Below are 25,262 nucleotides of genomic sequence, written 5' to 3' on the forward strand. Positions count from 1 at the left end.
CCCAGCCTAGCGAGTTGCGAACGCCGTGAGGAGGTCGTCGTGGATCAGGCCGTTGCTGACGAGCAGGCTGCCGGCGTCGAGCTCGGTGCCGCCGTCCATCGTGGTGGCGGTGCCGCCGGCCTCCCGGATGATCGGGTACATCGGGGCGACATCCCACGGCTTGACGTCGAACTCGCCCGCGGCATCCACGGCGCCTTCGGCCACGAGCATGTACGACCACAGGTCGCCGTAGGCGCGCGTGCGGTCGACGGCGCGGCTTGCCGCCACGAGCTGGTCGAGGCGACCCGCGTCGTCCCAGCCTTTCAGGCTGTTGTAGCTGAGGCTCGCGGCCGAAAGGTCGTCGATGCCGCTGACGTGGAGGCGTCGCGCCTCGCCGCCGTGCTCCTGCATCCAGGCGCCGTGCCCGGTCGCGGCCCACCAGCGCCGACCGAGGGCGGGGGCGCTGACGACGCCGACCTCGGGAACCCCGTCGATGACGAGGGCGAGCAGCAGGCCCCAGTTGGGCACCCCGCGGACGAAGTTGGAGGTGCCGTCGATCGGATCCACGATCCAGGTGCGGCTTCCGGTGCCGCTGCGGCCGAACTCCTCGCCGAGGATGGCGTCGTCGGGGCGGGCGGCGTCGATGTGCTCGCGCACCATCTGCTCGACGCGCTTGTCGGCATCGGTGACCTGGCTGCGGTCGGGCTTGAGCTGGATGTCGAGATCCTGGGCGCGGTAGCGATCCAGCGCGATGAGGTCGGCCTCGCCGGCGAGGGTGAGGGCGAGCGCGAGGTCGTCGGCGAGCGAGTAGTCGGTCACGAACTCAGCGTAGCGAGGAGTCGGCGCAGCGAGTCGACGCGGGGGGCGCTTGCGGTGCCCGCCTCGATCGCCTCATCGAGCGCGCAGTCGGGAGCGTCGTCGAGGTGGGTGCACCCGCGCGGGCATTCGGCGACGATCGGGCCGAGGTCGGCGAAGGAGCGCGCGATGTTGTCGGGGTTGACGTGGCCGAGGCCGAAGGAGCGCACACCGGGGGTGTCGATGATCCAGCCGCCGCTCGGCACGTGCAGCGACACGGTGGAGCTGGAGGTGTGGCGTCCGCGCCCGGTCACGGCGTTGACGACGCCGGTGGCGCGATCGGTGCCCGGCACGAGCGCGTTGACCAGCGTCGACTTGCCGACCCCGGAGTGGCCGACGGCGACGGTGCGGTGCCCGGCGAGCACGGGCGCGAGCTCGTCGATCGGGAAGTCGCCTTCGGCGCTGCGGAAGACGGGGATGCCGAGCCCGTCGAACAGGGCCAGGAACGGCTCCGGGTCGGCGAGGTCGGTCTTGGTGATGACCATCAGCGGGGCGATGCCCGCGTCGTAGGCGGCGACCAGGTAGCGGTCGACGAGACGCGGACGCGGCTCCGGGTTGGCGGCCGCGACGACGATCAGCAGCTGGTCGGCGTTGGCGACGATGACCCGCTCGACCGCGTCGGTGTCGTCGGCGCTGCGACGCAGCAGCGTCTCGCGCTCGCGGATCCGCACGATGCGGGCGAGGGTGCCCTCGTCGCCGGAGGTGTCGCCGACGACGTCGACAAGGTCGCCGGTCACGATCGCCTGGTCGCGCAGCTCGCGTGCGCGGGTGGCGATCACCACCCGGTCGTCGCTGGTGTCCTCGTCGACGAGCACGGTGTAGCGGCCGCGGTCGACCGAGAGCACGCGGGCGACGACGGCGTCGTCATGGTCGGGGCGCGTCTTGGTGCGGGGACGGTTCGCCTTCGGGTTCGGTCTCGCGCGGAAGGCGTGCTCGTCCCAGTCGTCGTCATCGTCGTCGTCCGGGGGCAGCCAGCTCATGCCGACGTGCTCCCGGCGCTGGCGACCAGCTTCGACCACAGTTCGGGGAACTCCGGCAGCGTCTTCGCGGTCGAGGCGATGTCATCGACCTCGACGCCGTCGACGACGAGGCCGAGCAGCGCCCCCGTCGTGGCCATGCGGTGGTCGGCGAAGGCGCGCCAGGGGCCCGCGAACATCGGCTGCGGGGTGATCCGCAGGCCGTCGTCGAGCACCGTTGCCGCGCCGCCCAGGGCGGTGAGGTCGTCGGCGAGCGCCGCGAGGCGGTCGGTCTCGTGGCCGCGGAGGTGGCCGATGCCGCTCAGCTCCATCGCGCCGTCGGCGAGGGCAGCCAGTCCGGTGATGGTGGGCGCCAGCTCGCCGCCGATGGTGAGATCGAGATCGTGGGCCGCCAGCGCGGCGCCCCCGCGCACGCCCGCGCCGCCGTCGACGACGACGGTGTCCGTGTCGGTGCCGTGATCGTGCTCGCGCGTGACGGTGGCGCCGAACCCGGCGAGCAGGCGCGGCAGCTCGTCGCCGACCTGCGTCGTCTCGCGCGGCCAGCCGGCGATCGCGACGCGGCCGCCGGCGACGAGCGCCGCGGCGAGGAACGGTCCGGCGTTCGACAGGTCCGGTTCGATGGTGACGTCGCGGGCCGCGATCGGTGCGGGCGGCACCACCCAGACGCCGGGCTCGGGGGAGTCGACGACGACGCCCCGCTCGGCGAGCGTGTGGATGGTCATCTCGATGTGCGGCATGCTCGGCAGCCGGTCACCGGTGTGGCGCAGCGTGAGACCGGCCTCGAAGCGCGGCGCGGCGAGCAGCAGTCCGGAGACGAACTGGCTGGAGGCGGAGGCGTCGATCGACAGTTCGCCGCCGGCGACGCGGCCGGTCGCGTGGATGGTGAACGGCAGCGCGCCGCGACCGTCGTCGCTCACCTCGACCCCGAGGTCGCGCAGAGCCTGGATCGTGGTGCGCATCGGGCGGGCGCGGGCGTGCGGGTCGCCGTCGAGCGAGACGGGTCCGAGGGCGAGGGCCGCCAGCGGCGGCACGAACCGCATCACGGTTCCGGCGAGGCCGCAGTCGATCGCGACCGCGCCCCGCAGTTCGGCGGGGGTGATCCGCAGGTCGGGGCCGAACTCGCCGTCGCCCGCGACCTCCTCGATGCCCACGCCGAGCTGGCGCAGCGCCTCGATCATGAGCGCCGAGTCGCGCGAGTGCAGCGGACGTCGCAGCAGCGACGGGCCGTCGGCGAGGGCCGCGAGCACCAGTTCGCGGTTGGTGAGGCTCTTGGAGCCCGGCAGGGTGAGCGTGGCGTCGAGGGGCCCGGCGGCGAGGGGAGCGCGCCACGGGCCCGGCGCGGAGTCCGACACCGGGGAAAGCTGCTCGTCGCGGCCGGAATAGCTGATGAATCCCATTGGTTGACAAGAGTATCGCCCGCGAGCAGAACGGAGGCGGCGGTGCAGCTTCTCGAAGCCCCCTCGGATGTGACGACCGTAGACTCGGCCACGATGAGTGACGACGACACGTCTGCCGAGCTGCGATCCCAGTTCGAAGCGCAGGCCATTCCGTTCATGGATCAGCTGTACGCGGCCGCTCTGCGCATGACGCGGAACCCCGCGGATGCCAGCGATCTCGTGCAGGAGACGTTCGTGAAGGCGTTCTCGGCGTTCGCGCGCTTCGAGCAGGGCACGAACCTGAAGGCGTGGCTGTACCGCATCCTCACCAACACGTTCATCAACACGTACCGGAAGAACCAGCGTGCGCCCTACCAGGGCACCATCGACGAGCTCGAGGACTGGCAGCTGGGCTCCGCGGAGTCGCTCACGCAGGGACGCATCACGCGCTCGGCGGAAGCGGAGGCGATCGACCACCTGCCCGACAGCGACGTCAAGGAGGCCCTCAACTCGATCCCCGAGGACTTCCGTCTCGCCGTCTACCTCGCCGATGTCGAAGGGTTCTCCTATCAGGAGATCGCCGACATCATGAAGACCCCGGTGGGGACCGTCATGAGCCGACTGCATCGCGGCCGCCGGCTCCTGCGCGAGCGCCTCGCCGACTACGCCGCCGAGCGCGGCTACACCACCACGAATACCGGGAGCACCTCATGACCGATTGCGGCTGCGAAAAGGCCAAGGCCGAGCTCGAGGAGTACCTGCATCGCGAGTTGAGCGATGAGGACTTCCGCGACGTTTCGGAGCATCTCGACAACTGCCCCGACTGCAACGGCGAGCACCTCGTCGGGCTGACGCTGCTGCAGAAGCTCGAGCGCTCCTGCCAGGAGAAGGCGCCCGACGAGCTGCGCCGGGCGATCCTCGACCGGCTGGACGGCGCCGCGACGCACTAGGCGCCGCGGCGACGCCGATCAGCCGAGGTGGAGTGCGGCCGCGATCAGGTCGGCCTGCTCCTGGTTGCTGCGCTTCGTCGAGCCGGTCGCGGGCGACGCGGACGCCGGGCGCGAGGAGACGAGCAGTGAGCGCGCGCCGAGGTGGCGGCCCAGCTCGATGCTGAGGAACGGCCAGGCGCCCTGGTTCGCCGGCTCCTCCTGAACCCACATCAGCTCGGCGTTCGGGTAGCGCTCGAACACCGCATCCAGCTGCGCGGTCGGCAGCGGGTGGTACTGCTCCAGCCGGACGAGGGCGAACGAGGAGGAGTCCTCCCGCTTGTCGAGCTCGTTCTTCAGGTCGTAGTGCAGCTTGCCCGCGTGCAGCAGCACGCGCTTGACCGTCGACGGGTCGGTGATGCGAGCGTCGTCGAGCACCGGCTCGAACTTGCCGTTCGTGAAGTCGGCGACCTCGCTCGTGGCGCCGCGCAGTCGCAGCATCGACTTCGGGGTGAAGACGATGAGCGGTCGGCGCGGGCGGGCGTAGGCCTGGCGACGCAGCAGGTGGAAGTACGAGGCGGGCGTCGACGGGCGTGCGATCGTCATGTTGTCCTCCGCCGCGAGCTGCAGGAAGCGCTCGATGCGCGCCGAGGAGTGGTCCGGGCCCTGACCCTCGTAGCCGTGCGGCAGCAGCATGACAACGCTCGAGCGCTGACCCCACTTCTGCTCGGCGCTCGAGATGAACTCGTCGATGACGGTCTGCGCGCCATTGGCGAAGTCGCCGAACTGCGCCTCCCAGAGCACGAGGGCGTCCGGTCGCTCGACCGAGTAGCCGTACTCGAAGGCGAGCGCGGCGTACTCAGACAGCAGCGAGTCGAAGATCTGGAAGCGCGCCTGCGAGTCGGACAGGTTTGCCAGCGGCAGCCACTCCTGGCCGTTCTCGCGGTCGTGGAACACCGCGTGGCGCGAGACGAAGGTGCCGCGTCGCGCATCCTGGCCGACGACGCGCACCGGCGTGCCCTCGACCAGCAGCGAGCCGAGCGCGATCAGCTCGCCGAAGCCCCAGTCGATGGAGCCCTTTCGGCTCATCTCGACGCGCTTCTTCAGCAGCTGCCGAGCTTCGGGTGCACGGTGAAGCCCTGGGGCGTGTTCTCGTGGGCATCGCCGACGAGCGTCACGACGCTCTCGGTGACCGCCGTCGACTCCGGCTCGCCCGCGCTGGCGTCGCGCTGGGCGCCGGGGCGCTCCAGATCGGTCGCCGAGGCGGCGTCGCCGGTGACGACCGGGACGGTGCCGGTCTGCGCGGCGTGCGTCTCGGCGAAGGCGCGCTCCAGGCGCTCCTGGAAGTCGCGCTGCGCGGCCTCGAACTCCTCGGGCGTGATGTCGCCGCGACCGACGAGTGCCTCGGTGTAGAGCGTGCGGACGCTGCGCTTGGCCTCGATCAGGTTGTACATCAGAGGCTGGGTCATCGAGGGGTCGTCGCCCTCGTTGTGGCCGCGGCGGCGGTAGCAGACCAGGTCGATGACGACATCCGACTTGAACTTCTGCCGGTACGCGAAGGCGTGCTGCGCCACGCGGACGACCGCCTCGGGGTCATCGCCGTTGACGTGGAAGATCGGCGCCTGGATCGTCTTGGCGACATCCGTCGAGTACACCGAGGTGCGGGCCTCGCTCGGCGGCGTCGTGAAGCCGACCTGGTTGTTGATGACGACGTGGATCGTGCCGCCGGTCTTGTAGGCGCGCAGCTGCGACATCTGCAGCGTCTCGACTACGACGCCCTGGCCGGCCATCGAGGCGTCGCCGTGCAGCAGGATCGGCAGGGTCGAGAACATGCCGTCGCCGGTGCGGTCCTGCTTGGCGCGGGTGATGCCCTCCAGGACGCCGTTGACGGCCTCCAGGTGCGAGGGGTTCGCGGCGAGATAGACCGGGACCTCCTTGCCGGAGGCGCTCGTGAAGGTGCCCTCGGTGCCGAGGTGGTACTTCACATCGCCGGAGCCCTGCACGGTGCGCGGGTCCTGGGTTCCCTCGAACTCGCGGAAGATCTGTCCGTAGGTCTTGCCGGCGATGTTGGTCAGCACGTTGAGGCGGCCGCGGTGCGCCATGCCGATGGCGACCTCGGCGAGCTCCTCCTCGGCCGCGCCCTGCAGGACCTCGTCGAGCAGGGCGATGACGGATTCGCCGCCCTCCAGGCTGAAGCGCTTCTGGCCGACGTACTTGGTCTGCAGGAAGGTCTCGAAGGCCTCGGCCTCGTTGAGCTTGGCCATGATGCGCAGCTGCTCGTCGTGCGTGGGCTTCTCGTAGGGGCGCTCCAGGCGCTCCTGGAACCAGGCGCGCTGGGTCGGGTCCTGGATGTGCATGTACTCGACGCCGACGGTGCGGCAGTACGAGTCGCGCAGCACGCCGAGCACCTCGCGCAGCAGCGCGGCGCGCTTGCCGGCGAAGCCGCCGAGCACGAACTCCCGGTCGAGATCCCAGAACGTGAGGCCGTGGCTGGAGAGGTCGAGGTCGGGGTGCGAGCGCTGAACGTATTCCAGCGGGTCGATGTCGGCCATCAGGTGCCCGCGCACGCGGAACGCGTTGATGAGCTCCTGCACGCGCGAGGTCTTGCTGATGCGCTCGGAGAGGTCGACGTTGATGTCCTCGGCCCAGTGGATCGGGTCGTAGGGGATGCGCAGGGCGGAGAAGATGCCCTCGTAGAAGCCGCGCTCGCCGATCAGCAGCTCGTGAACCTTCTTGAGGAACTCGCCCGAGCCGGCGCCCTGGATGACGCGGTGGTCATAGGTGCTGGTGAGGGTGATCGTCTTGCCGATGCCGAGCTCGTGGAGCGTGCGCGGCGACGAGCCCTGGAAGGCGGCGGGGTACTCGAGGGCGCCCGCGCCGATGATGGATCCCTGACCGCGCATGAGGCGGGGGACCGAGTGCTCGGTGCCGATGCCGCCCGGGTTGGTGAGCGAGATCGTCGTGCCGGCGAAGTCCTCGGCGGTGAGCTTGTTGCCGCGGGCGCGGGCGACGATGTCCTCGTAGGCCGCGAGGTATTCGGCGAAGGTCATCGTGTCGACGCGCTTGATGTTCGGCACCAGCAGCGACCGCGAGCCGTCCGGCTTCGGCAGGTCGATCGCGATGCCGAGGTTGACGTGCGCGTGCGCGATGAGGCTCGGCTTGCCGTCGATCTCGGCGTAGGAGACGTTCTGGCTCGGGAAGTCCTTGAGCGTCTGCACGAGCGCCCAGCCGATGAGGTGCGTGAACGAGACCTTGCCACCGCGGGCGCGCCGCATGTGGTTGTTGATCACGATGCGGTTGTCGATCATGAGCTTCGCCGGAACGGTGCGCACGCTCGTCGCGGTCGGCACCGTGAGGCTCTGGTCCATGTTGGTCGCGAGGGCCTTGCTCATGCCGCGCAGCGGCGTGACGACGTCCTCCTGCGGCTCGGCGTCGGGACCGCCGACGACCGGGACGCTCGCCGTCGTGGGAGCCTCGGCGGGGATCGGCTGCGGCTTGGCGGGCACGCCCGTGGTGCGCGCGACCGGGGTCGTGCCGTTGCCGGCGGCGGGGGCGGCGGGCGTCTCAGCGGACGGCGTCGCGGCGGCCGGGGCTTCGGCGCCGGGCGCGGGCGTCTCCGCGGCGGCGGGGCTCGCGGCGGGCGACTCTGCGGCCGGCTCCGCGGCGAGCGGGGCGCTCGCACCGGGCTGGTAGTTCTCGAGGATCGGCCACCAGCTCTTGTCGACCGAGTGCTTGTCGACGCGATAGCGCTCGTACATCTCGTTGACGAGCCATTCGTTGGCTCCGAACTCGCCCGAGGCAAAGCCCTCGGGAGTCACTCCGGTCACGGGGCTTGACACGGCCGACCGCCCACTCTCGCTCAAGTAATTCGTACGCACGACATCCTCGGCCGCGCACCGTCAATCTTAAGTGGTTCGGCGTCGAGATACCGACCCATCCGCGCGATCTGTCTCGGAAAAACCTGGGGGAATCGTCGTAGCGTTGCCTCATGCGATTCCTGGGCCCGCTTCCGAGCCACGACCTCACCTATTCCGACGTGTTCCTGGTTCCGAGCCGCTCGGCGGTGACCAGCCGTCTCGACGTCGATCTCGCGCCGACGGACGGCACCGGCGCGACCCTGCCGCTGGTGGCGGCGAACATGAACTCGGTCACCGGGCCGCGGCTCGCCGCGACCCTCGCGCGACGCGGCGGTCTGGGGGTGCTGCCGCAGGATCTTCCGCTCCAGGAGCTCGCCGATGCCGTGCGGCAGGTCAAGTCGCAGCCGGTCGTCTGGGATGCCCCGCTCGAGCTCTCCGCCGACGCGACCGCCGCCGAGGCGCTCCGGCTCACCCCCGCGCTGCCGGGCCACGGGATCGTGCTGCGCAACGCCGACGGCTCCGAGGCCGGCTGCCTGCTGGCGACGCGGCTCGCCCACGCCCTCCCGGATGCTCGGCTCGGCGACCTGGTGCACGAGACGATCACCTCGATCGACGCGGACGACGTCGACGGCCCGCGCGGCGCCTTCGATGTGCTCGTGGATGCGGGACTCGATTTCGCGCTCGTGCGGCACCACGGCCATCTGGTCGGCACGGTCAGCCGCAAGAGCGCGCTGCGCGGGACGCTGTACACGCCGGCGCTCGACGGCGAGGGCCGACTGCGGGTCGCCGCCGCGGTCGGGATCAACGGCGACACCGCCGCGAAGGCGCAGGCGCTCGCCGAGGCGGGCGTCGACGTGCTCGTGCTGGACACCGCGCACGGGCACCAGGAGGGCATGCTCGACGCGCTGCGCACGGTCGCGGGTCTGCACCTCGGCATCCACCTGGTCGCCGGCAACATCGTGACGCCGGACGGCGTGCGCGACCTCGTCGAGGCGGGTGCCGACATCCTCAAGGTGGGCGTCGGGCCGGGGGCGATGTGCACGACGCGCATGATGACCGCCGTCGGCCGTCCGCAGTTCTCCGCCGTGCTCGAGACGGCGCAGGCGGCGCGCGAGATCGGCGCCTCGGTGTGGGCGGACGGCGGCGTGCGCTACCCGCGGGATGTCGCGCTGGCGCTCGCGGCCGGCGCCTCCTCGGTGATGATCGGCTCCTGGTTCGCCGGAACGCTCGAGGCGCCCGGCGAGCTCGAGACCGACGACCGCGGCCGCCTGTTCAAGCAGAGCTGGGGGATGGCCTCCACGAAAGCCGTCCACGCCCGATTCGGACGCATGGACGCCTACGAGCTCGCCCGCAAGGAACTGTTCGCCGAGGGCATCTCCAGCTCGTCGATCTACCTCGACCCGCTGCGGCCCTCCGTGGAGGACCTGATCGACATGATCACCGCGGGCGTGCGCAGCTCGTTCACCTACGCGGGGGCGAACGACCTGGCGGCCTTCCGCGAGAAGGCGGTCGTGGGGCTGCAGAGCGCGGCCGGCTACGAGGAGGGCAAGGCGCTGCCGGTCAGCTGGTGACGGTCAGCATCGGCGTCGCCGAGCCGGGTTATACTCATCCGACCATGGATGACCCTCCGTCGTGCACTCCCGCGTCGCCCACCGACTCGGAGCCTTCTCATAGACCCTCGCCGGTGACCGGTTTCCGAGGCGGTGAGACAGCATGAGCCAAGAGCTCCTGTTCCTTCTCATCGGTCTCGTGCTGACGATCGGCACCGGCCTCTTCGTGGCCAGCGAGTTCGCGCTCGTGAACCTCGACCGAGCCGAGCTCGAGGCGCGCCAGGAGCGCGGCGAGACCATGCTCGGCCCCACGATTCGTGCGCTCAAGATCACCTCGACGCACCTGTCGAGCGCGCAGCTCGGCATCACGCTCACGACGCTGCTCGCCGGCTTCACGCTCGAACCGGCGCTCAGCACATACCTGTCGCCCGGTCTGGTGGCGATCGGGCTGCCCGAGGCCGCCATCTCGGTGGTGGCGACGATCACCGCGATCGTCATCGCGACGCTGCTGTCGATGATCGTCGGCGAGCTCGTGCCGAAGAACTTCGCGCTCGCGCTGCCGCGGCAGACCGCGAAGGTCGTGATCCCGTTCCAGCTGGGGTTCACCGCCGTCTTCCGTCCGTTCGTGGGCGTTCTCAACGGCACCGCCAACGCGATCCTGCGCAGCGTCGGCGTCGAGCCGAAGGAGGAGATCAGCTCGGCGCGCACCGCGGAGGAGCTGCGAAGCCTGGTGCGCCGGTCGGCGAGCGAGGGCTCCCTCGACCACGACACCGCGACGCTGCTGGCTCGCACGCTCGCCTTCGCGGATCGCGACGCGACCGAGGTGATGACGCCGCGACCGCGCGTCGCAGCCATCTCGCGCAGCGAGAGCTCGAGCGCGGTGATCACGCTTGCGCGCGCCACCGGCTTCTCGCGCTTCCCCGTCATCGGCGACGACCTCGACGACATCGTCGGCGTCGTGCACGTCAAGCAGGCCGTCGCGGTGCCCCGCGAGCGGCGCGCCGACGTGCCGGTGTCGGCCATCCAGACGGAGGCGCTGCGCGTGCCCGAGACGATGCACCTCGACGTGCTGCTCGGCGAGCTGCGAGCCCGCGGCTACCAGATGGCGGTCATCGTCGACGAGTACGGCGGCACCGCCGGGGTCGCCACCCTCGAGGACCTCGTCGAGGAGATCGTCGGCGAGGTCACCGACGAGCACGACCGCTCGCGCGCCGACGTCGTCCGCAGTCGCGACTGGGTCACCTTCCCCGGTGCGCTCCGGCCCGACGAGCTGCACGAGCGCGCCGCCGTGGTCGTGCCGAACGACGGCCCCTATGAGACCGTCGCCGGCTGGTTCCTGAGCGTGCGCGGATCCCTCGCGCACGTCGGCGACACGGTCGAGACGGAGGCGGGCGTGTTCCGCGTCGAACGCATGGACGGCCGGCGCATCGACCGCATCCGCTTCACCCCGGCCCCTCAGACCGAGGAGGTCGACCGATGAGTTCCGACTGGTGGGGCATCGTCTGGCTTGTCGTGCTGCTGGTGTTCAACGCCTTCTTCGTGGGGGCGGAGTTCGCCGTGATCTCCGCGCGGCGCTCGCAGATCGAGCCGCGCGCCGAGGCCGGGTCGCGCGCGGCGAAGACCGCGCTCTGGGCGATGGAGCACGCGACGCTCATGCTCGCGACCAGCCAGCTCGGCATCACGGTCTGCTCGCTGCTGATCCTCAACGTCTCCGAGCCGTCGATCCACCACCTGCTCGAGGTGCCGCTGGCGCTCACCGGCTGGTCGGAGGAGGTCGTCTACGCGGTCGCCTTCGGCGTCGCGCTCGTCGTCGTCTCGTATCTGCACGTGGTGCTGGGCGAGATGGTGCCGAAGAACATCTCGTTCTCGCTGCCCGACCGTGCCGTGCTGATCCTCGCTCCGCCGCTGGTCGCGGTGGCCACGGTATTCCGCCCGGTGATCGTCGCCCTCAACGCGGTCGCGAACGGGGTGCTGCGTCTGTTCGGCGTGGAGCCGAAGAACGAGGCGACGAGCGCGTTCACGCTCGAAGAGGTGCAGACGATCATCCGCACCTCGACGCGGGAGGGCCTGCTCGCCGACACCACCGGAACGCTCGGCAACACGTTCGAGTTCACCGAGAAGCGGGTGCGCGACGTCGCGATCCCGATGTCGAGCCTCGTCACCCTTCCCGAGGACGCCTCCGCCGACGACCTGGAGCGCGCCGTCTCGCAGCACGGCTTCAGCCGCTACGTGCTGCTGGATGAGTCGGGTCAGCCGACCGGCTACCTGCACCTCAAGGACGTGATCGACCTCAACGAGGACGAGCGCGCCGACCCGGTGCCGCCGAAGCGCATCCGCCAGCTCATCTCGGTGTTCCGCGACAGCGAGCTCGAGGACGCCCTCGCCATGATGCGACGCTCCGGCGTGCACCTGGCTCGGTCGTTCGACGAGACCGGCGAGATCTCGGGCGTGCTGTTCCTCGAGGACATCATCGAGGTGCTCGTCGGCGAGGTCCGCGACGCGACCCGACGGATCTAATCGCGGGCGCTCGGTCGGCTCACCGGGGATGCCGGGGAGCCGACCGCGCCTTCGCTACGGCTTGGCGCGCTCGTACGGTGCGGGCCAGTAGTCCACGTCGACGCCGAGCGCGTGCGCGGCACGGAGCGGGAAGTGCGGATCGCGCAGCAGCTCCCGGCCGAGCATCACGACATCGGCCTGGCCGCTCTCCACGATCTCGGCCGCCTGGGCGGGCTCGGTGATGAGCCCGACCGCCGAAGTCGGAATGCCCGTCGAGCGCCGGACGCGCTCGGCGAACGGAACCTGGTAGCCGGGGCCGATCGGCATCGAGACGCCGGAGACGAGGCCGCCGCTGGACACGTTGACGAAGTCGGCGCCCGCGCTGGCGGCCCACTCGGCGACGGTCACGGTCTGCTCGACATCCCAGCCGCCCTCGGCGTAGTCGGTGGCGGAGAAGCGCACCAGCAGCGGGCGGTCGCCGATCGCCTCGCGCACGGCGCGGATCACCTCGAGCGTGAAGCGGGCCCGGTTCTCGAGCGAGCCGCCGTACTCGTCGTCGCGCTCGTTGGAGAGCGGGGAGAGGAACTGGTGCAGCAGGTAGCCGTGTGCGGCGTGCACCTCGACCAGGTCGAAGCCGGCCTCGACGGCGCGCGTCGCCGCGTCGGCGAAGGCCTGCACGAGGGCGGGGATCTCGGCGGCGTCGAGCGCGCGCGGTGTCGCGTAGCCGGTGAACGCGATCGCCGAAGGGCCGACCGTCTCCCAGCCGCCGGCTTCGATCGGCACGGATCCGCGCTCGGCGTCGAACGGCCGGAAGGTCGAGGACTTGCGGCCGGCATGAGCGAGCTGGATGCCGGAGAGCGCGCCCTGCGTGCGCATGAAGTCGGTGATGCGCTTCCACGCCGCGACCTGCTCGTCGTTCCAGATGCCCGCATCCCCGGGGGTGATCCGACCCTCCGGCACGACCGCGGAGGCCTCCGCGATGACGACACCGGCACCGCCGCGGGCGAGCCCGCCCAGGTGCACCAGGTGCCAGTCGTTCGGCAGCCCGTCCTCGGCCGAGTACTGGCACATCGGGGCGACCCAGATGCGGTTGCGGGCGGTGAGACCTCGGAGCGAGATCGGGTCGAACAGCGCGGACATGAAGGCCTTTCGGATCGGATAACGGGGACAACGCGGGGCGGGCGGCAATGATTCCGACCCCGCGGCGAATCGGCCCGCTAGCGTGGAGGGGTGACCGACGAGCTCTTTGGCGTGACCGAAGCCGCATCCTGGATCGCGGTGCCCGAGGAGGGCGACGACAAGTACTCGCGCGGGGTGGTCGGCTTCGTCACCGGCTCTCCACGCTACCCCGGCGCGGCCGTGCTCGGCGTCGAGGCGGCGCTGCGCACGGGCGTCGGCATGGTGCGCTACGTCGGCCCGGACTCGGTGGCGGACCTCGTCCTGGCCCGACGCCCCGAGGCGGTGGCCGCCCCCGGCCGGGTGCAGGCCTGGGTGCTCGGCTCCGGCCAGGACGCCTCCGCGCGGGAGGAGGCGGAGGCGAACCGCCTTCACGACGCCCTCGCCGAGGGACTGCCGACCGTGCTCGACGGCGGCGCCCTCGACCTGCACGCGAGCGCGCGCGGACCGCTCGTGCTCACCCCGCACGCGCGCGAACTGGCGCGGCTGACCGGGGAGAGCGTGGAGGCGATCATCGTCGACCCCGCGACCGCGGCGCTCTCGGCGGCGGACCGGTTCGGCGCTGTGGTGCTGCTGAAGGGGCACACGACGCATCTCGCCGATCCGGGCGGGGCCCTGCTGCGGGTCCGTTCGGCGCCCGCGTGGCTCGCCACGGCCGGGGCAGGCGATGCTCTCGCGGGAGTGCTCGGGGCGCTCGTCGCCACCCACCACGAGCGGCTCGCCTCGGACTCCCGCGCGCTGCTGCCGCTGGCGGCGGCCGCGGCCGTGATCCACGGACTGGCCGCCGAGCGGGCGAGCGCGGGGGGACCGTTCACCATCCTCGACCTGTGCGCCGAGCTCCCGCACGTGGTGCGGGCGCTGCTGGTCTACGGGTAGTCGCGCTGCCGCGCGGCGCGCGCGACTAGGGCGCCAGGCGGGCGAGGAACTCGCGCGTGCGCGCCTCGCGCGGCGCGCCGAACACCTGGGCGGGCGGGCCCTCCTCGACGACGACGCCCCCGTCGAGGAACAGCACGCGGTCGGCGACCTCGCGGGCGAAGGCCATCTCGTGGGTCGCCATCAGGATCGTGGCGCCGTCGCGTCCCAGCTCGCGCACCAGTTCGAGCACCTCGCCGACCAGCTCGGGGTCGAGCGCGCTCGTGATCTCGTCCAGCAGCAGCACCTCGGGGTCGGTCGCGAGCGCGCGCGCGATCGCGGCGCGCTGCTGCTGCCCGCCGGAGAGCCGGTCGGGGTGCGCGCGCGCCTTCTCGGCAAGCCCGATCCGCTCGAGCAGTCGCATGCCCGTCGCCTCCGCCTCGGCGCGGCTCGTGCCGTGCACGTGGCGCGCGGCGAGCGTGACGTTGTCGAGCACCGACAGGTGCGGGAACAGGTTGTAGCTCTGGAACACGACGCCGAACCGGGCGCGGACCGCATCCGGCCGGATGCGCGGGTCGCTGATGTCGGTGTCGCCGAGCCAGATCTGCCCGTCGTTGACCCGCTCCAGCAGGTTGAGGCAGCGCAGCAGGGTCGACTTGCCAGAGCCGCTCGGCCCGATGAGCGCGACAACCTCGTGCTCGGCGAGGTCGAGGTCGATGCCGCGCAGCACGGGGGTGGTGTCGAAGGATTTGTGCAGGTCGCGCGCCCGCAGCACGATGCTCATACGATCGCTCCCGCCTGCTCGCGCTGGCGCACGCGCGCCGTGTACCAGTCGGTGAGTCGGATCATCGGCAGGGCGAGCAGCACGAACAGCACCCCGGCGACCACGTAGGGCGTGAAGTCGAAGGCCTTCGCCGTCTCGATCTGGGCGGCCCGCACCGCATCCACCGCGCCGAGCACCGAGATCAGGCCGACATCCTTCTGCATGGCGACGAAGTCGTTCATGAGCGCGGGGGTCACCTTGCGGAAGGCCTGCGGCAGCACGACCAGTCGCATCGTGCGGGCGTTCGAGAGGCCGAGCGCCCGCGCGGCGAGACGCTGCGAGGGGTGCACGGCCTCGATGCCCGCGCGGATCACCTCGGAGACGTAGGCCGAATAGGTGAGGGTGAGGGCGACCGTGCCGAGCACCTCGGCGGGGATGCGCTCCGAGGTCATCCCGAGCCCCGGGACGCCGAAGCCGATCAGGTACAGCACGATGATCAGCGGCAGGCCGCGGAACACGTCGGTGTAGCCGGCCGCGAGGGCGCGCAGCGGGAAGAACACCGGGCCGCGCAGCGTGCGAATCGCGGCGATCGCGGTGCCGAGGATCGCGACGGCGATCGCGGCGACGGCGAGCACGCGCAGGTTGAGCAGGAAGCCCTCGAAGACGCGCGGCCACGCCGCCACCCAGCTGTCGGGATCGAAGAAGCTCTGCTGCACGACCGACCAGCCGGGCGTGTTGATGATCGTCAGCCAGACCACGACGGCGAACACGATGGTGGAGATCGCCGCGACCAGCACCGAGCGCACCGACTGCTGACGACGGAAGGCCCGGCGCTCCAGCTCGATCGAGCTGGGCTGCCGGGCCTCCATGTCAGTCACGACGAAAGACTACGGGAGCGATTCGCCTCTCTCGTTCCCGCTACTGCAGGACGGGAGCGCCCGCGCCCTCGCCGAGCCAGGTCGCCGCGATGTCGTCGAGGGTTCCGGCCTCGCGCAGCGCGTCCACGGCGGCCGTGACCTCGGCGGTCAGTGCGCTGTCCTTGGGCAGCACCAGACCCCACTCGTCGCTCACGCCCTCATCGGCGGGGAGCTGACCGAGCAGCACACCGCCCTCGAGCACGACGCCCACGAGGTAGAACGCGGTCGGCAGGTCGACGACGAGCGCGTCGATCTGGCCGGTCTGCAGGGCGAGCACGGCGTCGTCGTTGCTGTTGAACACCTGCACGCCCGCGGTCGGCGCGATCGCGCTCTCGGCGGCGGCGAGGCTCGTCGAGCCGGACGCCGCACCCACCAGGGCGTCGGCGAGCTCGGCGACCGTCGCGGCGCCGGCGACGCCGGTGCTGTCGACGGTGATGACCGCCTGCGGCGTCGCGTAGTACGGCGAGGAGAAGTCGACGCTCTCGGCGCGCTCCGCGGTGATCGTGTACTGCTGCAGGTTGAAGTCGAAGTTCTTCGGGCCGGGGGCGATCGCCTCCTCGAACGTGGTGCGCACCCAGACGACATCGGCGGCGTCGAAGCCGAGCTCGGCGGCGACGGCGTAGGCGATGGCCGCCTCGAAGCCCTCGCCCGACTCGGGGGCGTCGTCGATCACGTAGGGGTAGTACGCGGGCTCGCCGGTGCCGATCGTGAGCTTGCCCTCGGTGACGTAGTCCGAGGTGGCCTCGGTGGTCTGGCAGGCCGCGAGGCCGGCGGTGAGCGAGGCGGCGGCGAGGAGCGCGACCGCGCGTGCGGCGGTGCGGTGACGGGCGGAACGGGGCATCGAAGACCTCCGGGTCGTAGCGAATGAGGGAAACCGTGGTGCGGTGGTTCCATTCTGGGGTGCGCGGGGGACAAGCGGCGTGCGGTGTTGCGAAACGTGACGCGCCCGCGCGATTACGCTGGGCGCATGCCGCCTGCCGCGCGTGGCCGTCGCGGCCGCCGGATCCTTCACGCCGCCTCGCATCCGATCGCGCTGTGGCTCGGGCTGGTGCTCGCGCACCTCTGGCTCGGGATGCTCGGTCTCTACGCGCCGGGGAACCCGCTCGGCGATGTGGGCTTCGTCTACCGGTTCTGGATGGAGCACGGCCAGACGACGGGGCAGTGGGTCGGCATCGACACGGTCTGGGTCTATCCGATCGTCGCGATCGTGCCGATGCTCGCCGCGACGGTGCTCGGCCTCGACCTCTACGTCAGCACCTGGCTGAGCCTGATGATGCTCATCAACGCGGCGGCCTTCGCCGTGCTGCTGGCGCTCGGCGCACGGACGGGCGGCGCCCGCCGAGTCGCTCCGGTCGCCTGGTGGTGGATCGGGTTCCTCGTGCTGCTGGGACCGGTGGCGCTCGGCCGCATCGACACCGTCACCGTCGCGGTCGCGCTCGCCGGCGTCGTCGTGCTCGCGGTCGCCCCGCGCGCCGCCGGGGTGCTGCTCACGCTCGCCGCCTGGATCAAGGTGTGGCCCGCGGCGCTCGTCGCCGCGATCGTGCTCGTCGACCGCTCGCGCATCCGGGTGGCGGTCGCGGCGGCCGCGACGACCGCCGTGGTGCTGGCCGTCGCGCTGGCGGCGGGCGCGGGCGGCACGGTCTTCAGCTTCATCACCGAGCAGACCGGGCGCGGGCTGCAGATCGAGGCGATCAGCGCGACGGCGTGGATGTGGGATGCCTTCCTCCACCCCGCGGGCGCGAGCGCCGTGTACTACGACACCTCGATTCTCACCTTCCAGCTGCGCGGTGACGGCGTCGCCGGCGCGGCGGCGATCGCCACCCCGCTGCTCGCGGCGGCGGTCGCGCTGCTGCTGATCCTCGCGGCCGTCGCGATGCGGCGGGGGGCGGTGAGCGGGGAGCTGCTGCCGGTGCTCGCGCTGGCGATCACCACGGCACTCATCGTGTTCAACAAGGTCGGCTCGCCGCAGTTCGTCTCCTGGCTCGCGGTGCCGGTCGTCTGGGGGCTCGTCGCGGCGATCCGCGGTGACGGCCCGAGCTTCCGGGTGCCGGCGGTGCTCGCGCTGCTGATCGCCGTGCTGACGCAGGCGATCTATCCGTTCCTGTACGACGAGCTGGTGTCGCTGAACGTGGTGCCGCTCGTGATCCTCACCGCGCGGAACCTGCTCTACCTGGTGCTGTTCGTGTGGGCGGTCTGGACGCTCGCGGGTCTGCTTGCGCGGGCGAGGTCGGCGCGCGCCGACGCGACGGCCGCGGACACGGCAGGATGGTCGTCATGATCGTCGCCTTCTCTGTTGCCCCGAGCGGCGGCGCCCCCGCCGGCGCCGAAGCCGATTCCGTGCACGATGCCGTCGCCGCCGCGGTGCGCGTCGTGCGGGAGTCGGGACTCCCGAACCGCACGAGTTCGATGTTCACCGAGATCGAGGGCGAATGGGACGAGGTCTTCGACGTCGTCAAGCGCGCCACCGAGGCGGTCGCCGCCTACGGCTCGCGCGTCTCCCTCGTGCTCAAGGCAGACATCCGCCCGGGCCGCACCGGGGAGCTGACCGGCAAGGTCGAGCGGCTCGAGGCCGCGCTGGAGCGTGCCGAGCGCGAGACGCCGACCTCGCTCTAGGCTGAGTGCGGCTCAACGGCGAGCCGGTCCGATGTTCGCTTCCTCGATTGGTCTCTCGCCATGCCCTCGCTCTCTCGCGCTCGCACCAACCTCGCGCTGCTCGCGCTCGCGCTCGGCGGGTTCGGCATCGGCGCCACCGAGTTCGTGGCGATGGGGCTCCTGCCCGATCTCGCACGCGACCTGCTGCCCTCGCTCTACGCGGACTCGCCGGAGGACGCGATCGGGCGCGCGGGCATCCTGATCTCCGCCTACGCGGCCGGTGTCGTGGTCGGCGCCCCGACGATCGCCGTCTTCGCGGCGCGGCTTCCGCGCCGCGGACTGCTGGTCGCGCTGGCGACCGCGTTCACGCTCGGCACCTTCGCGTCGGCGTTCGCCCCCACCTTCGAACTCGTCGTCGCGGCGCGGTTCGTGGCGGCGCTGCCGCACGGCGCCTACTTCGGCGTCGCCGCGCTCGTGGCGGCGTCGCTGATGGGTCCGGGCAACCGCGGCCGGGGCGTGGCGATCGTGCTCTCCGGTCTCACCGTCTCGAACGTGGTCGGGGTGCCGCTCATCACGGCGCTCGGCCAGGCGGCCGGCTGGCGCATCGCCTACATCGCCGTCTCGGTGATCTTCGCCCTCACCGTCGTCGCGATCCGCCTGGTCGTTCCGGCGCAGGCCGGCGACCCGCACGCGACGGTCCGCCGCGAGCTCTCGGGCTTCGCCCGCGGTCGTGTCTGGCTCGCGCTGATGACGGGCGCGATCGGCTTCGGCGGCTTCTTCGCGGTCTACAGCTACGTGGCGCCGCTGTCGACGGAGGTCACCCGGCTGGATGCGTTGATGGTGCCGTGGGTGCTCGTCGTCGCCGGTCTCGGCATGACCATCGGCAACCTCGCCGGCGGTCGGCTCGCCGATCACGGACCGCTGCGCGCCGTGTTCTGGTGCTTCGGGGCCTTCGTCGTGTCGCTCGTGCTGCTGGCCCTCACCGCCGCGAGCCCGATCGGGCTGTTCGGCGGGATGTTCCTGGTGACGGCCGCGGCGGCGGCGCTGTCTCCGGCGATCCAGACACGGCTGATGGATGTGGCGGGGGAGAGCCAGACGCTCGCCGCCGCCGGCAACCACGCCTCACTGAACCTCGGCAACAGCCTCGGGGCGGCGCTCGGCGGCGTCGTCATCGCCGCGCAGTGGGGCTATATCGCCCCGGTCTGGGTCGGGCTGGCGCTGTGCGTGCCGGGAATCGCGTTCGCGCTCGCGGGCGCCGCAGCGGACCGCCGACCGGGCGCGCGCCCGATCAGCGGTCACGGACCGCAGCGGTCAGAGGCTTCCGGCCGGCCCGTCCTGGATGAGGATTCCGTCCTGGATGGCGCGACGACGTAGCGCCACCTTGGTGCCGACGTCGATGCCGGCGACCCGGTACTTCTCGCGGATCCGCTTGAGGTAGCTCTTCGCGGTCTCCTCCGAGATGCCGAGCTCATAGGCGACGCTCTTGACCGGCTCGCCGCCGCCGTACAGCGCCATGACGCGGCGCTCCTGCGCGGACAGCTTGGGAGCCCCGCCGATGTCGGAGGCGTTGAGCGCGAGGTCGAGCTCGGCCGAGATGAAGCTCTCGCCCTTCGACGCGGCACGGATGGCCTCGACGATCATCTCCGCGTCCTCGCTCTTGACGAGGTAGCCGAGCGCGCCCGAGGCGAGCGCCTCGCGCACCACGTTCGGCTCGGAGTAGGTGCTCATCAGGACGACGCGCACGCCGGCCGAGCGCAGGGTGTTGATCTTGAGGGCGACCGGGATGTTGTCCTTCAGGTCGAGGTCGAGCAGGACGACGTCGACGGGGAACTCGGGGTGCAGGGTGAGCTCGGGCCACGAGGCGACCGCCGCGACCATGGCGATGTCGTCGGCCGCATTGCGGATCCATTCGGTGAGAGCTCCGAGCAGCATCCGGTGGTCGTCGACGAGGGCGAGGCGAATCGGGGAAGACGTCACCTGCACGCTCCTTTCTGGGGTGGGTGTGAGTTCGGGTTGAGGTGTCATGCGTCGGCCGGGTTGTCGACGAGGCACTCGATGTCGATGCGCAGGCTTGAATCCTGGGTGGTGTCGGTGTACTTGCCGACGCGCTCGATCGCATCCCAGACCGAGGGATCGACGCGATTGCGCGGGGCGCCGGTCGTGGTGATCGAGATCGGAACGAGGATCTTGCGGTCCGGAACACCCGTGGCGGTCGGGTCGAGCGGGCCGACCTGGAGCGTCATGGAGCGGTGCGCGTTCGCCTTCGCGGTGTCGCTCAGCAGCAGCCAGGCCGTGGCGAGCAGACCGTCGCGCTGCGTCGGATCGAGCAGACCGGCGAGGCTGGACTTGTCGATGAGCGTCACCGAGCGGCCGAGCATCTCGGACTCGCTCACCGCGTGGTAGAGCCAGGTCTCGCGGCGGCCCTCGATGAGGTGCAGGCGGAGCTCGGTGGCCAGCGAGGCCGCCACCGACGCGGTCTTGGGAGTGAGGGGCAGGGGAGTGGTGCCGGTCGCGATCGAGTCGAGCAGCTCCTCCGCGGCGAAGTCGAGGCGGGCCAGCTCCTCGGAGGCGAGCATGCCGACGGCGAAGCGCGGGGCCGACACGGTGCTCTGCACGAGCACCCGGTCGAGCTCCACCTGCACCAGGCGGCGGAACGCCTCGACGATGACGACGCCGATGAGCGCCGGGAGCACCAGCAGGGCGATCGCGGTCAGCTGCGCGGCGACCCAGCGCGGGTCGAGCTCGGCGCCGGGCTCGATGTTCAAGAACACCAGGATCGTGAAGCCGAGGCCGAGGACGCCGGCCGCGCCGAGCACCTCCCACTTGTCGCGGAACGTCACGACCACCAGGAGCGCCATGCCGGTGACGACCGCGGCCGTCGCGGTGCGGCCGAGGTCGTGCAGCTCCCACACGGCGTAGACGTCGAGAGCGACGGTGCCCGCGATGCCGAGAAGGAAGGCGACGAACATCCAGTCGTGCAGACGGTCGCCCGCGACACGAGCGCTGAAGATGGTGGCGGCCAGTGATCCGGCGAGCAGCACCCACGCGATGAGGCTCACGATCGCCAGCGGGTAGGTGTCCCAGAGTGCGACGAACCAGCTGAAGCCGTAGACCGCGCGAAGGCCGACGATGATCGCGGCGCCGAGGCCCAGGAACGCGGTTCCGAGGCTGGCGTGGTGCGCGGCGCTCGCGCGGCCGATCCAGCGCGCCGTCGAGGAGGCGGCCCGCTTGGCGTGCCCGACGATGACGCCGAGGGTGTTCTCTTCGAGTTGCAGGAAGCTCACCGCGGGACCTCCAGTGCGACGGTCGTGCCGGCGCCGGGGGCGGAGAACAGGCGGGCGTTGCCGCCGACGTCGCGCAGGCGCGCGACCACCGACTCGGCGAACCCGAGCTTGGCCTCATCGATGTCGGCGATGTCGAAGCCGACCCCGGAGTCGGTCACCAGGGCGCGCACCGTCGTGGCGTCCTCCGTGATCGTGACGTGCGCCTGGGTGACCCCGGAGTGGCGCCGCACGTTCTCCAGGCACTCCGCGAGGGCGAGCAGGAAGGCGTCGAGGACGTCGCTCGGCAGCAGCACCTGGCCGGTGCCGTGCCAGCTCACCTCGAGCCCGATCCGCCCGAACCGCTGCTTGACCGACTCGAGCGTCGTGCCGAGCACCGTCTCGTCGGTCGCGACGGGCGAGCTGGTCTCCTCGGCCGTGCCGCCGACGGTGCCGAGTCGCAGCTGTCGCAGCAGTCGGGCGTCGTCCCCGGCCTGCGCGCGCAGGGCGTCCGTGCTGACGCCGACGCCGGAGTGCGCCAAGAGGGTCAGTGTCGCCAGGACGGTGTCGTGGAGCAGACGCGCCGACTGGCGGCGCTGCGCCTCGAGCTCGCTCGCCTGGCGTTCGGCGCGGTGGGCGCGGCCGATGCTGGCGATGCGCCTGGCGACCTGCGGGATGCTGGCGCCGATCCACACGCCGATGATCGCCGCGAGGATCCATCCCAGCAGCAGCACGATCGCCGTGCGCAGCGGCTCCTGGTAGGTCGCGGTCAGGAGCATCGTCGTCGCGGTGATCAGCACGAAGGAGACCACGAGCAGTGCGATGCGATGCGGTGACCGGGTGAGCACCAGGCCGACGGAGGCGAGGGAGGCTGCGCTGATGTGCAGCAGCGCAGGAAGGGCCGCCGCGCCCGTCTCGGAGTCCAGCGTGACGACGACGACGAGGATCGCGACTCCGGCCACGAGGGACAGCAGCACCCAGCCGATCGCGTCGGTTGCGCCCATCCGCCACTGCGCGAGAGCGAGCAGAAGATACAGCGGGGCGGCCCACAGCAGGGTGGTCGAGGACACGACACCCGGAACCAGCAGGCACAGCGCCGAGACGACCGTGAAGCTCAGCCCGTACACCCGGGCGGCGCGCTGCAGCAGCCGATCGCGGTCGCGAGTGATGAGTTCCATGGGCGTGCGGACTTTCCTTGGTGAGGGAGTGCTCGCACAGATCGTGGCACAAGGTGACACGTGAACTGGGGGTGCCACGCGGGGGGACGTGTCGGCGAATCGGGGTACAGTCATGCATACAGAGGGGTCGGCGGGTGACCGCCATAGCCACAATTTCCGTCGAGACGGCCGCGCGAGCGGCCGATCACGGGGTGCTCGCGTTCCACGCGATCACCGCTCTCGGGCGCAGCCCGACAGCGACCGGGGGGTCGAGGGGGCCGTGACAGCATCACGGCCCCTTCCCATTTCTCCGCGCGGGCTCAGGGCCCGTATCCGCAGGCGCGCGCCACGAAGTCGATGATCTGGGTGCGGACCGGGGCCGGGGCGGCCACGACGAGGCGCCCCTCGGCGCCGTCGTCGCGTCGCACGGTCAACGGGATGAGCGTGCCCTGCTTGTCTTCGAGCACGGCATGCGGGTCGCAGCGCGTCGGCACGAGCTCCAGGGCCCACGAGTCCGCGTCCGCCGTGATCTGCCATCCCAGCGGCGCCTCGTCCCGCCCGACGCCGTCGACGGCGGGTGAGACGAGCGTGGTGCTGCGCGCTCCCGTGACCGTGTAGCCGCCGTCGCCCGCGGGCTCGACCGCGAAGACCAGGCGAGCGGGGTCCTGGGCCTCGGCGGGGAGCTCCAGGCGCACGATCCGCAGTTCGCCGAGCTCGGCGAGCGAGGCGGCGAAGCAGCCCTCCTCCTGCAGGCGCTCGACCTGTCCGAACGGGTCGCTCGGGGTGCGGGTCAGCGTCTGCTCGCGGCCGTCGCGCTCGATCGTGAGCTCGACGGCCGGCGGCACGGCCGAGCCGCTCGCGCAGGCGATGTCTCCGAGCGGCACGGCAAGGTCGAGCCGGTGCCCGGCGTGGACGGTGGAGCCCGCGCCCTGCCAGACGAGGGCGTCGGCGAACTCGGGCCCGCGGTAGCTCGCCCGCGTCACGAGCAGGGGCTCCGTGCCGTCGTTGACCACCTGGATCTCGAGCAGTCCCGCCGCCACGTCGGAGCGCGTCTGGTACAGCACGACCGAGACCCCCTCGGGCTCGACGACGGGCGCGCCCGGCGCGCATCCGCCGAGGGCGAGCGCCGAGCCGACGGCGGCGAGAGCGACCAGGCGACGGGGCGAGCGGGTTCGACACCTCGACGTCGCCGCGCCCCCGGGCACTAGGCCTCCGTGCTCGATCCGGCGGCCGCGGCGGCCGTGGCGACCGGGCTCGGCGTCGCCAGCAGCCGGCGCAGCGCGTTCGACCAGCGCATCCTCGATCAGGAAGGCGTCGTGCCCGTAGGGCGAGGAGATGATGTGCGCACGGTCGCCGTCGATGTTGTTCGGCAGGTGGCGGGCGATCAGCTCCTGCCCCGAGACCGGGAACAGCCGGTCGCTCTCGATTCCGAGCACGAGGGCCGTCGCCTGGATGCGGCCGAGCGCCGCCGCGACGCCGCCGCGGTCGCGCCCGACGTCGTGCGAGCTCATCGCGTCGATCAGCACGAGGTAGCTGTTCGCGTCGAAGCGTCGGGTGAACTTGTTGCCGTGGAAGCCCAGGTAGCTCTCGACCGCGAAGACGCCGCCGCCGCCCAGCGGGCTGAGGCCGCTCTGCCAGCTCCGCTCGAACCGCTCGTCGAGTTCGGTGGGGGAGCGGTAGTTGAGCAGGGCGATCCGGCGCGCCAGCGCGAGGCCGCGGTGCGGCCCCTCGCCGTCGGGGGCGTCGTAGTAGTCGCCGCCGGCGAAGGCCGGATCCATGCGGATCGCCTCGCTCTGCACCGAGTTGAGCGCGATCTGGTCGGCGGTGGCGGCGGGCGGCGCGGCGAGCACCGCGATGCGCTCGACGCGGTCCGGGAACATCGCGCCCCACTCGAGGGCGTGCATGCCGCCCATCGAGCCGCCGACGACGGCCGCGAAGCGGTCGATGCCGAGCTCATCGGCGAGGCGCGCCTGCGCGGCGGCCTGGTCGCGGATCGTCAGATACGGGAACCGGGCTCCCCATTCGACGCCGTCGGGCGCGATGGAGGCGGGGCCGGTGCTGCCCTGGCAGCCGCCGATGAGGTTCGGGGCGACGATGAACCACTCGGCGGGATCGAGGGCCTTGCCGTCGCCGAGCAGGCCCGACCACCAGCCGGCGGTGGCGTGCCCGGGACCGGCGTGCCCGACGACGTGGCTGTCGCCGGTGAGCGCGTGCAGTACGAGGACCGCATTGCTCGCGTCGGCGTTGAGCTCGCCCCAGGTCTCGTAGGCGACGACGGCGGAGGGCAGGACGCCGCCGCGCTCGAGGGTGAGATCCCCGATCGCCGCAAATCGGCGATGCCCCGGGTCATCGCCGACCCTCCAGGCTCCCGAGGCGGGAGGCTTCGCCGACAAGGCACGTCGGTGGGACTCGGTGACGAACGCCGACGGCACCGCATCTTCCGGTGTCTGCCAGTCCATCGAGACCCATTGTTCCGTACACGACGAAGCCCGGTGGCCGTGTTACGCCACCGGGCCCCGTCGTGCGCGG

General features: G+C 71.6%; 20 protein-coding genes and 2 pseudogenes. 9 read left to right on the forward strand and 13 right to left on the reverse strand.

The window, feature by feature from the left end:
• Positions 1-6 precede the first annotated feature (6 nt).
• The 3 genes from AC0L6Y_RS03720 to aroA are packed head-to-tail and all read right to left on the reverse strand — an operon-like array spanning position 7 to position 3,208.
• Positions 7-798 (reverse strand): inositol monophosphatase family protein, encoded by a 792-nt coding sequence (locus tag AC0L6Y_RS03720; RefSeq protein WP_473555740.1) that lies wholly within the window; start codon positions 796-798, stop codon positions 7-9.
• Entirely contained in the window at positions 795-1,814 is a 1,020-nt protein-coding gene (gene rsgA, locus AC0L6Y_RS03725; RefSeq protein ID WP_473555744.1) for a ribosome small subunit-dependent GTPase A, read from the reverse strand. Before rsgA ends, AC0L6Y_RS03720 begins: the two co-directional genes overlap by 4 nt.
• Complete coding sequence (aroA, locus tag AC0L6Y_RS03730; RefSeq protein WP_473555748.1) at positions 1,811-3,208, reverse strand: 3-phosphoshikimate 1-carboxyvinyltransferase; 1,398 nt, start codon at positions 3,206-3,208, stop codon at positions 1,811-1,813. Before aroA ends, rsgA begins: the two co-directional genes overlap by 4 nt.
• Before the next feature lie 93 nt (positions 3,209-3,301).
• Here aroA and AC0L6Y_RS03735 point away from each other — a divergent pair, with 93 nt between their 5' ends.
• On the forward strand, positions 3,302-3,901 hold the full coding sequence (locus AC0L6Y_RS03735; protein WP_473555754.1) for a sigma-70 family RNA polymerase sigma factor: 600 nt from the start codon (positions 3,302-3,304) through the stop codon (positions 3,899-3,901).
• Positions 3,898-4,137, forward strand: coding sequence for a zf-HC2 domain-containing protein (locus AC0L6Y_RS03740; RefSeq protein WP_473555761.1), 240 nt, complete (start codon positions 3,898-3,900; stop codon positions 4,135-4,137). Before AC0L6Y_RS03735 ends, AC0L6Y_RS03740 begins: the two co-directional genes overlap by 4 nt.
• An 18-nt stretch (positions 4,138-4,155) precedes the next feature.
• Here the strand turns inward: AC0L6Y_RS03740 and AC0L6Y_RS03745 are convergent.
• A pseudogene (locus AC0L6Y_RS03745) lies at positions 4,156-7,952 on the reverse strand (multifunctional oxoglutarate decarboxylase/oxoglutarate dehydrogenase thiamine pyrophosphate-binding subunit/dihydrolipoyllysine-residue succinyltransferase subunit).
• Between the two features lie 149 nt (positions 7,953-8,101).
• On the opposite strand from AC0L6Y_RS03745, the gene guaB1 reads away from it, so the two are divergent.
• From guaB1 to AC0L6Y_RS03760, 3 genes are all read left to right on the forward strand, one after another.
• Entirely contained in the window at positions 8,102-9,541 is a 1,440-nt protein-coding gene (gene guaB1, locus AC0L6Y_RS03750; protein ID WP_473555765.1) for a GMP reductase, read from the forward strand.
• 142 nt (positions 9,542-9,683) lie between these two features.
• Positions 9,684-11,000 carry a hemolysin family protein gene (locus AC0L6Y_RS03755; protein ID WP_473555773.1) on the forward strand — a complete coding sequence of 439 codons (1,317 nt, stop codon included), beginning with the start codon at positions 9,684-9,686 and terminating at the stop codon, positions 10,998-11,000.
• A complete protein-coding gene (locus AC0L6Y_RS03760; RefSeq protein WP_473555780.1) occupies positions 10,997-12,037 on the forward strand; it encodes a hemolysin family protein in 1,041 nt (346 codons plus the stop codon). Before AC0L6Y_RS03755 ends, AC0L6Y_RS03760 begins: the two co-directional genes overlap by 4 nt.
• 54 nt (positions 12,038-12,091) lie before the next feature.
• Here the strand turns inward: AC0L6Y_RS03760 and AC0L6Y_RS03765 are convergent, their stop codons facing one another.
• A complete protein-coding gene (locus tag AC0L6Y_RS03765; protein WP_473555786.1) occupies positions 12,092-13,156 on the reverse strand; it encodes an NADH:flavin oxidoreductase/NADH oxidase in 1,065 nt (354 codons plus the stop codon).
• 90 nt (positions 13,157-13,246) lie between these two features.
• Here AC0L6Y_RS03765 and AC0L6Y_RS03770 point away from each other — a divergent pair, with 90 nt between their 5' ends.
• Entirely contained in the window at positions 13,247-14,068 is an 822-nt protein-coding gene (locus AC0L6Y_RS03770; RefSeq protein WP_473555792.1) for an ADP-dependent NAD(P)H-hydrate dehydratase, read from the forward strand.
• Positions 14,069-14,093: 25 nt separating this feature from the next.
• On the opposite strand, the gene AC0L6Y_RS03775 is transcribed toward AC0L6Y_RS03770, so the two are convergent.
• Genes AC0L6Y_RS03775 through AC0L6Y_RS03785 form a run of 3 tightly spaced genes read right to left on the reverse strand, consistent with a single transcriptional unit; the run spans position 14,094 to position 16,565 of the window.
• Positions 14,094-14,828: an amino acid ABC transporter ATP-binding protein gene (locus AC0L6Y_RS03775; protein WP_473555798.1), complete on the reverse strand. Its 735-nt coding sequence runs from the start codon at positions 14,826-14,828 to the stop codon at positions 14,094-14,096.
• Positions 14,825-15,676, reverse strand: coding sequence for an amino acid ABC transporter permease (locus tag AC0L6Y_RS03780; protein WP_473558225.1), 852 nt, complete (start codon positions 15,674-15,676; stop codon positions 14,825-14,827). The genes AC0L6Y_RS03775 and AC0L6Y_RS03780 overlap by 4 nt, the downstream gene beginning before the upstream one ends.
• Before the next feature lie 49 nt (positions 15,677-15,725).
• Positions 15,726-16,565, reverse strand: a complete 840-nt coding sequence (locus AC0L6Y_RS03785) for an ABC transporter substrate-binding protein (protein ID WP_473555801.1) — start codon at positions 16,563-16,565, stop codon at positions 15,726-15,728.
• Positions 16,566-16,691: 126 nt separating this feature from the next.
• Here AC0L6Y_RS03785 and AC0L6Y_RS03790 point away from each other — a divergent pair, with 126 nt between their 5' ends.
• The 3 genes from AC0L6Y_RS03790 to AC0L6Y_RS03800 are packed head-to-tail and all read left to right on the forward strand — an operon-like array spanning position 16,692 to position 19,690.
• On the forward strand, positions 16,692-18,002 hold the full coding sequence (locus AC0L6Y_RS03790; RefSeq protein WP_473555805.1) for a glycosyltransferase 87 family protein: 1,311 nt from the start codon (positions 16,692-16,694) through the stop codon (positions 18,000-18,002).
• Positions 17,999-18,337: a thiamine-binding protein gene (locus AC0L6Y_RS03795; RefSeq protein ID WP_473555809.1), complete on the forward strand. Its 339-nt coding sequence runs from the start codon at positions 17,999-18,001 to the stop codon at positions 18,335-18,337. Before AC0L6Y_RS03790 ends, AC0L6Y_RS03795 begins: the two co-directional genes overlap by 4 nt.
• Positions 18,338-18,397: 60 nt before the next feature.
• On the forward strand, positions 18,398-19,690 hold the full coding sequence (locus AC0L6Y_RS03800; protein ID WP_473555815.1) for an MFS transporter: 1,293 nt from the start codon (positions 18,398-18,400) through the stop codon (positions 19,688-19,690).
• On the opposite strand, the gene AC0L6Y_RS03805 is transcribed toward AC0L6Y_RS03800, so the two are convergent.
• The 5 genes and pseudogenes from AC0L6Y_RS03805 to metX all read right to left on the reverse strand — a co-directional run bounded on the left by AC0L6Y_RS03805 (position 19,628) and on the right by metX (position 25,192).
• Positions 19,628-20,248, reverse strand: coding sequence for a LuxR C-terminal-related transcriptional regulator (locus AC0L6Y_RS03805; RefSeq protein WP_473558231.1), 621 nt, complete (start codon positions 20,246-20,248; stop codon positions 19,628-19,630). The genes AC0L6Y_RS03800 and AC0L6Y_RS03805 overlap by 63 nt on opposite strands.
• An 89-nt stretch (positions 20,249-20,337) precedes the next feature.
• Positions 20,338-21,600, reverse strand: coding sequence for a hypothetical protein (locus AC0L6Y_RS03810; RefSeq protein ID WP_473555820.1), 1,263 nt, complete (start codon positions 21,598-21,600; stop codon positions 20,338-20,340).
• Positions 21,597-22,754: a sensor histidine kinase gene (locus tag AC0L6Y_RS03815; RefSeq protein ID WP_473555823.1), complete on the reverse strand. Its 1,158-nt coding sequence runs from the start codon at positions 22,752-22,754 to the stop codon at positions 21,597-21,599. The genes AC0L6Y_RS03810 and AC0L6Y_RS03815 overlap by 4 nt, the downstream gene beginning before the upstream one ends.
• Before the next feature lie 299 nt (positions 22,755-23,053).
• Complete coding sequence (locus AC0L6Y_RS03820) at positions 23,054-23,938, reverse strand: hypothetical protein (RefSeq protein WP_473555827.1); 885 nt, start codon at positions 23,936-23,938, stop codon at positions 23,054-23,056.
• Positions 23,938-25,192 (reverse strand): annotated as a pseudogene (gene metX, locus AC0L6Y_RS03825) (homoserine O-acetyltransferase MetX). Before metX ends, AC0L6Y_RS03820 begins: the two are co-directional and overlap by 1 nt.
• Between the last annotated feature and the right edge of the window lie 70 nt (positions 25,193-25,262).

It is taken from the genome of Pseudolysinimonas sp. 10J20-29, assembly GCF_055809595.1.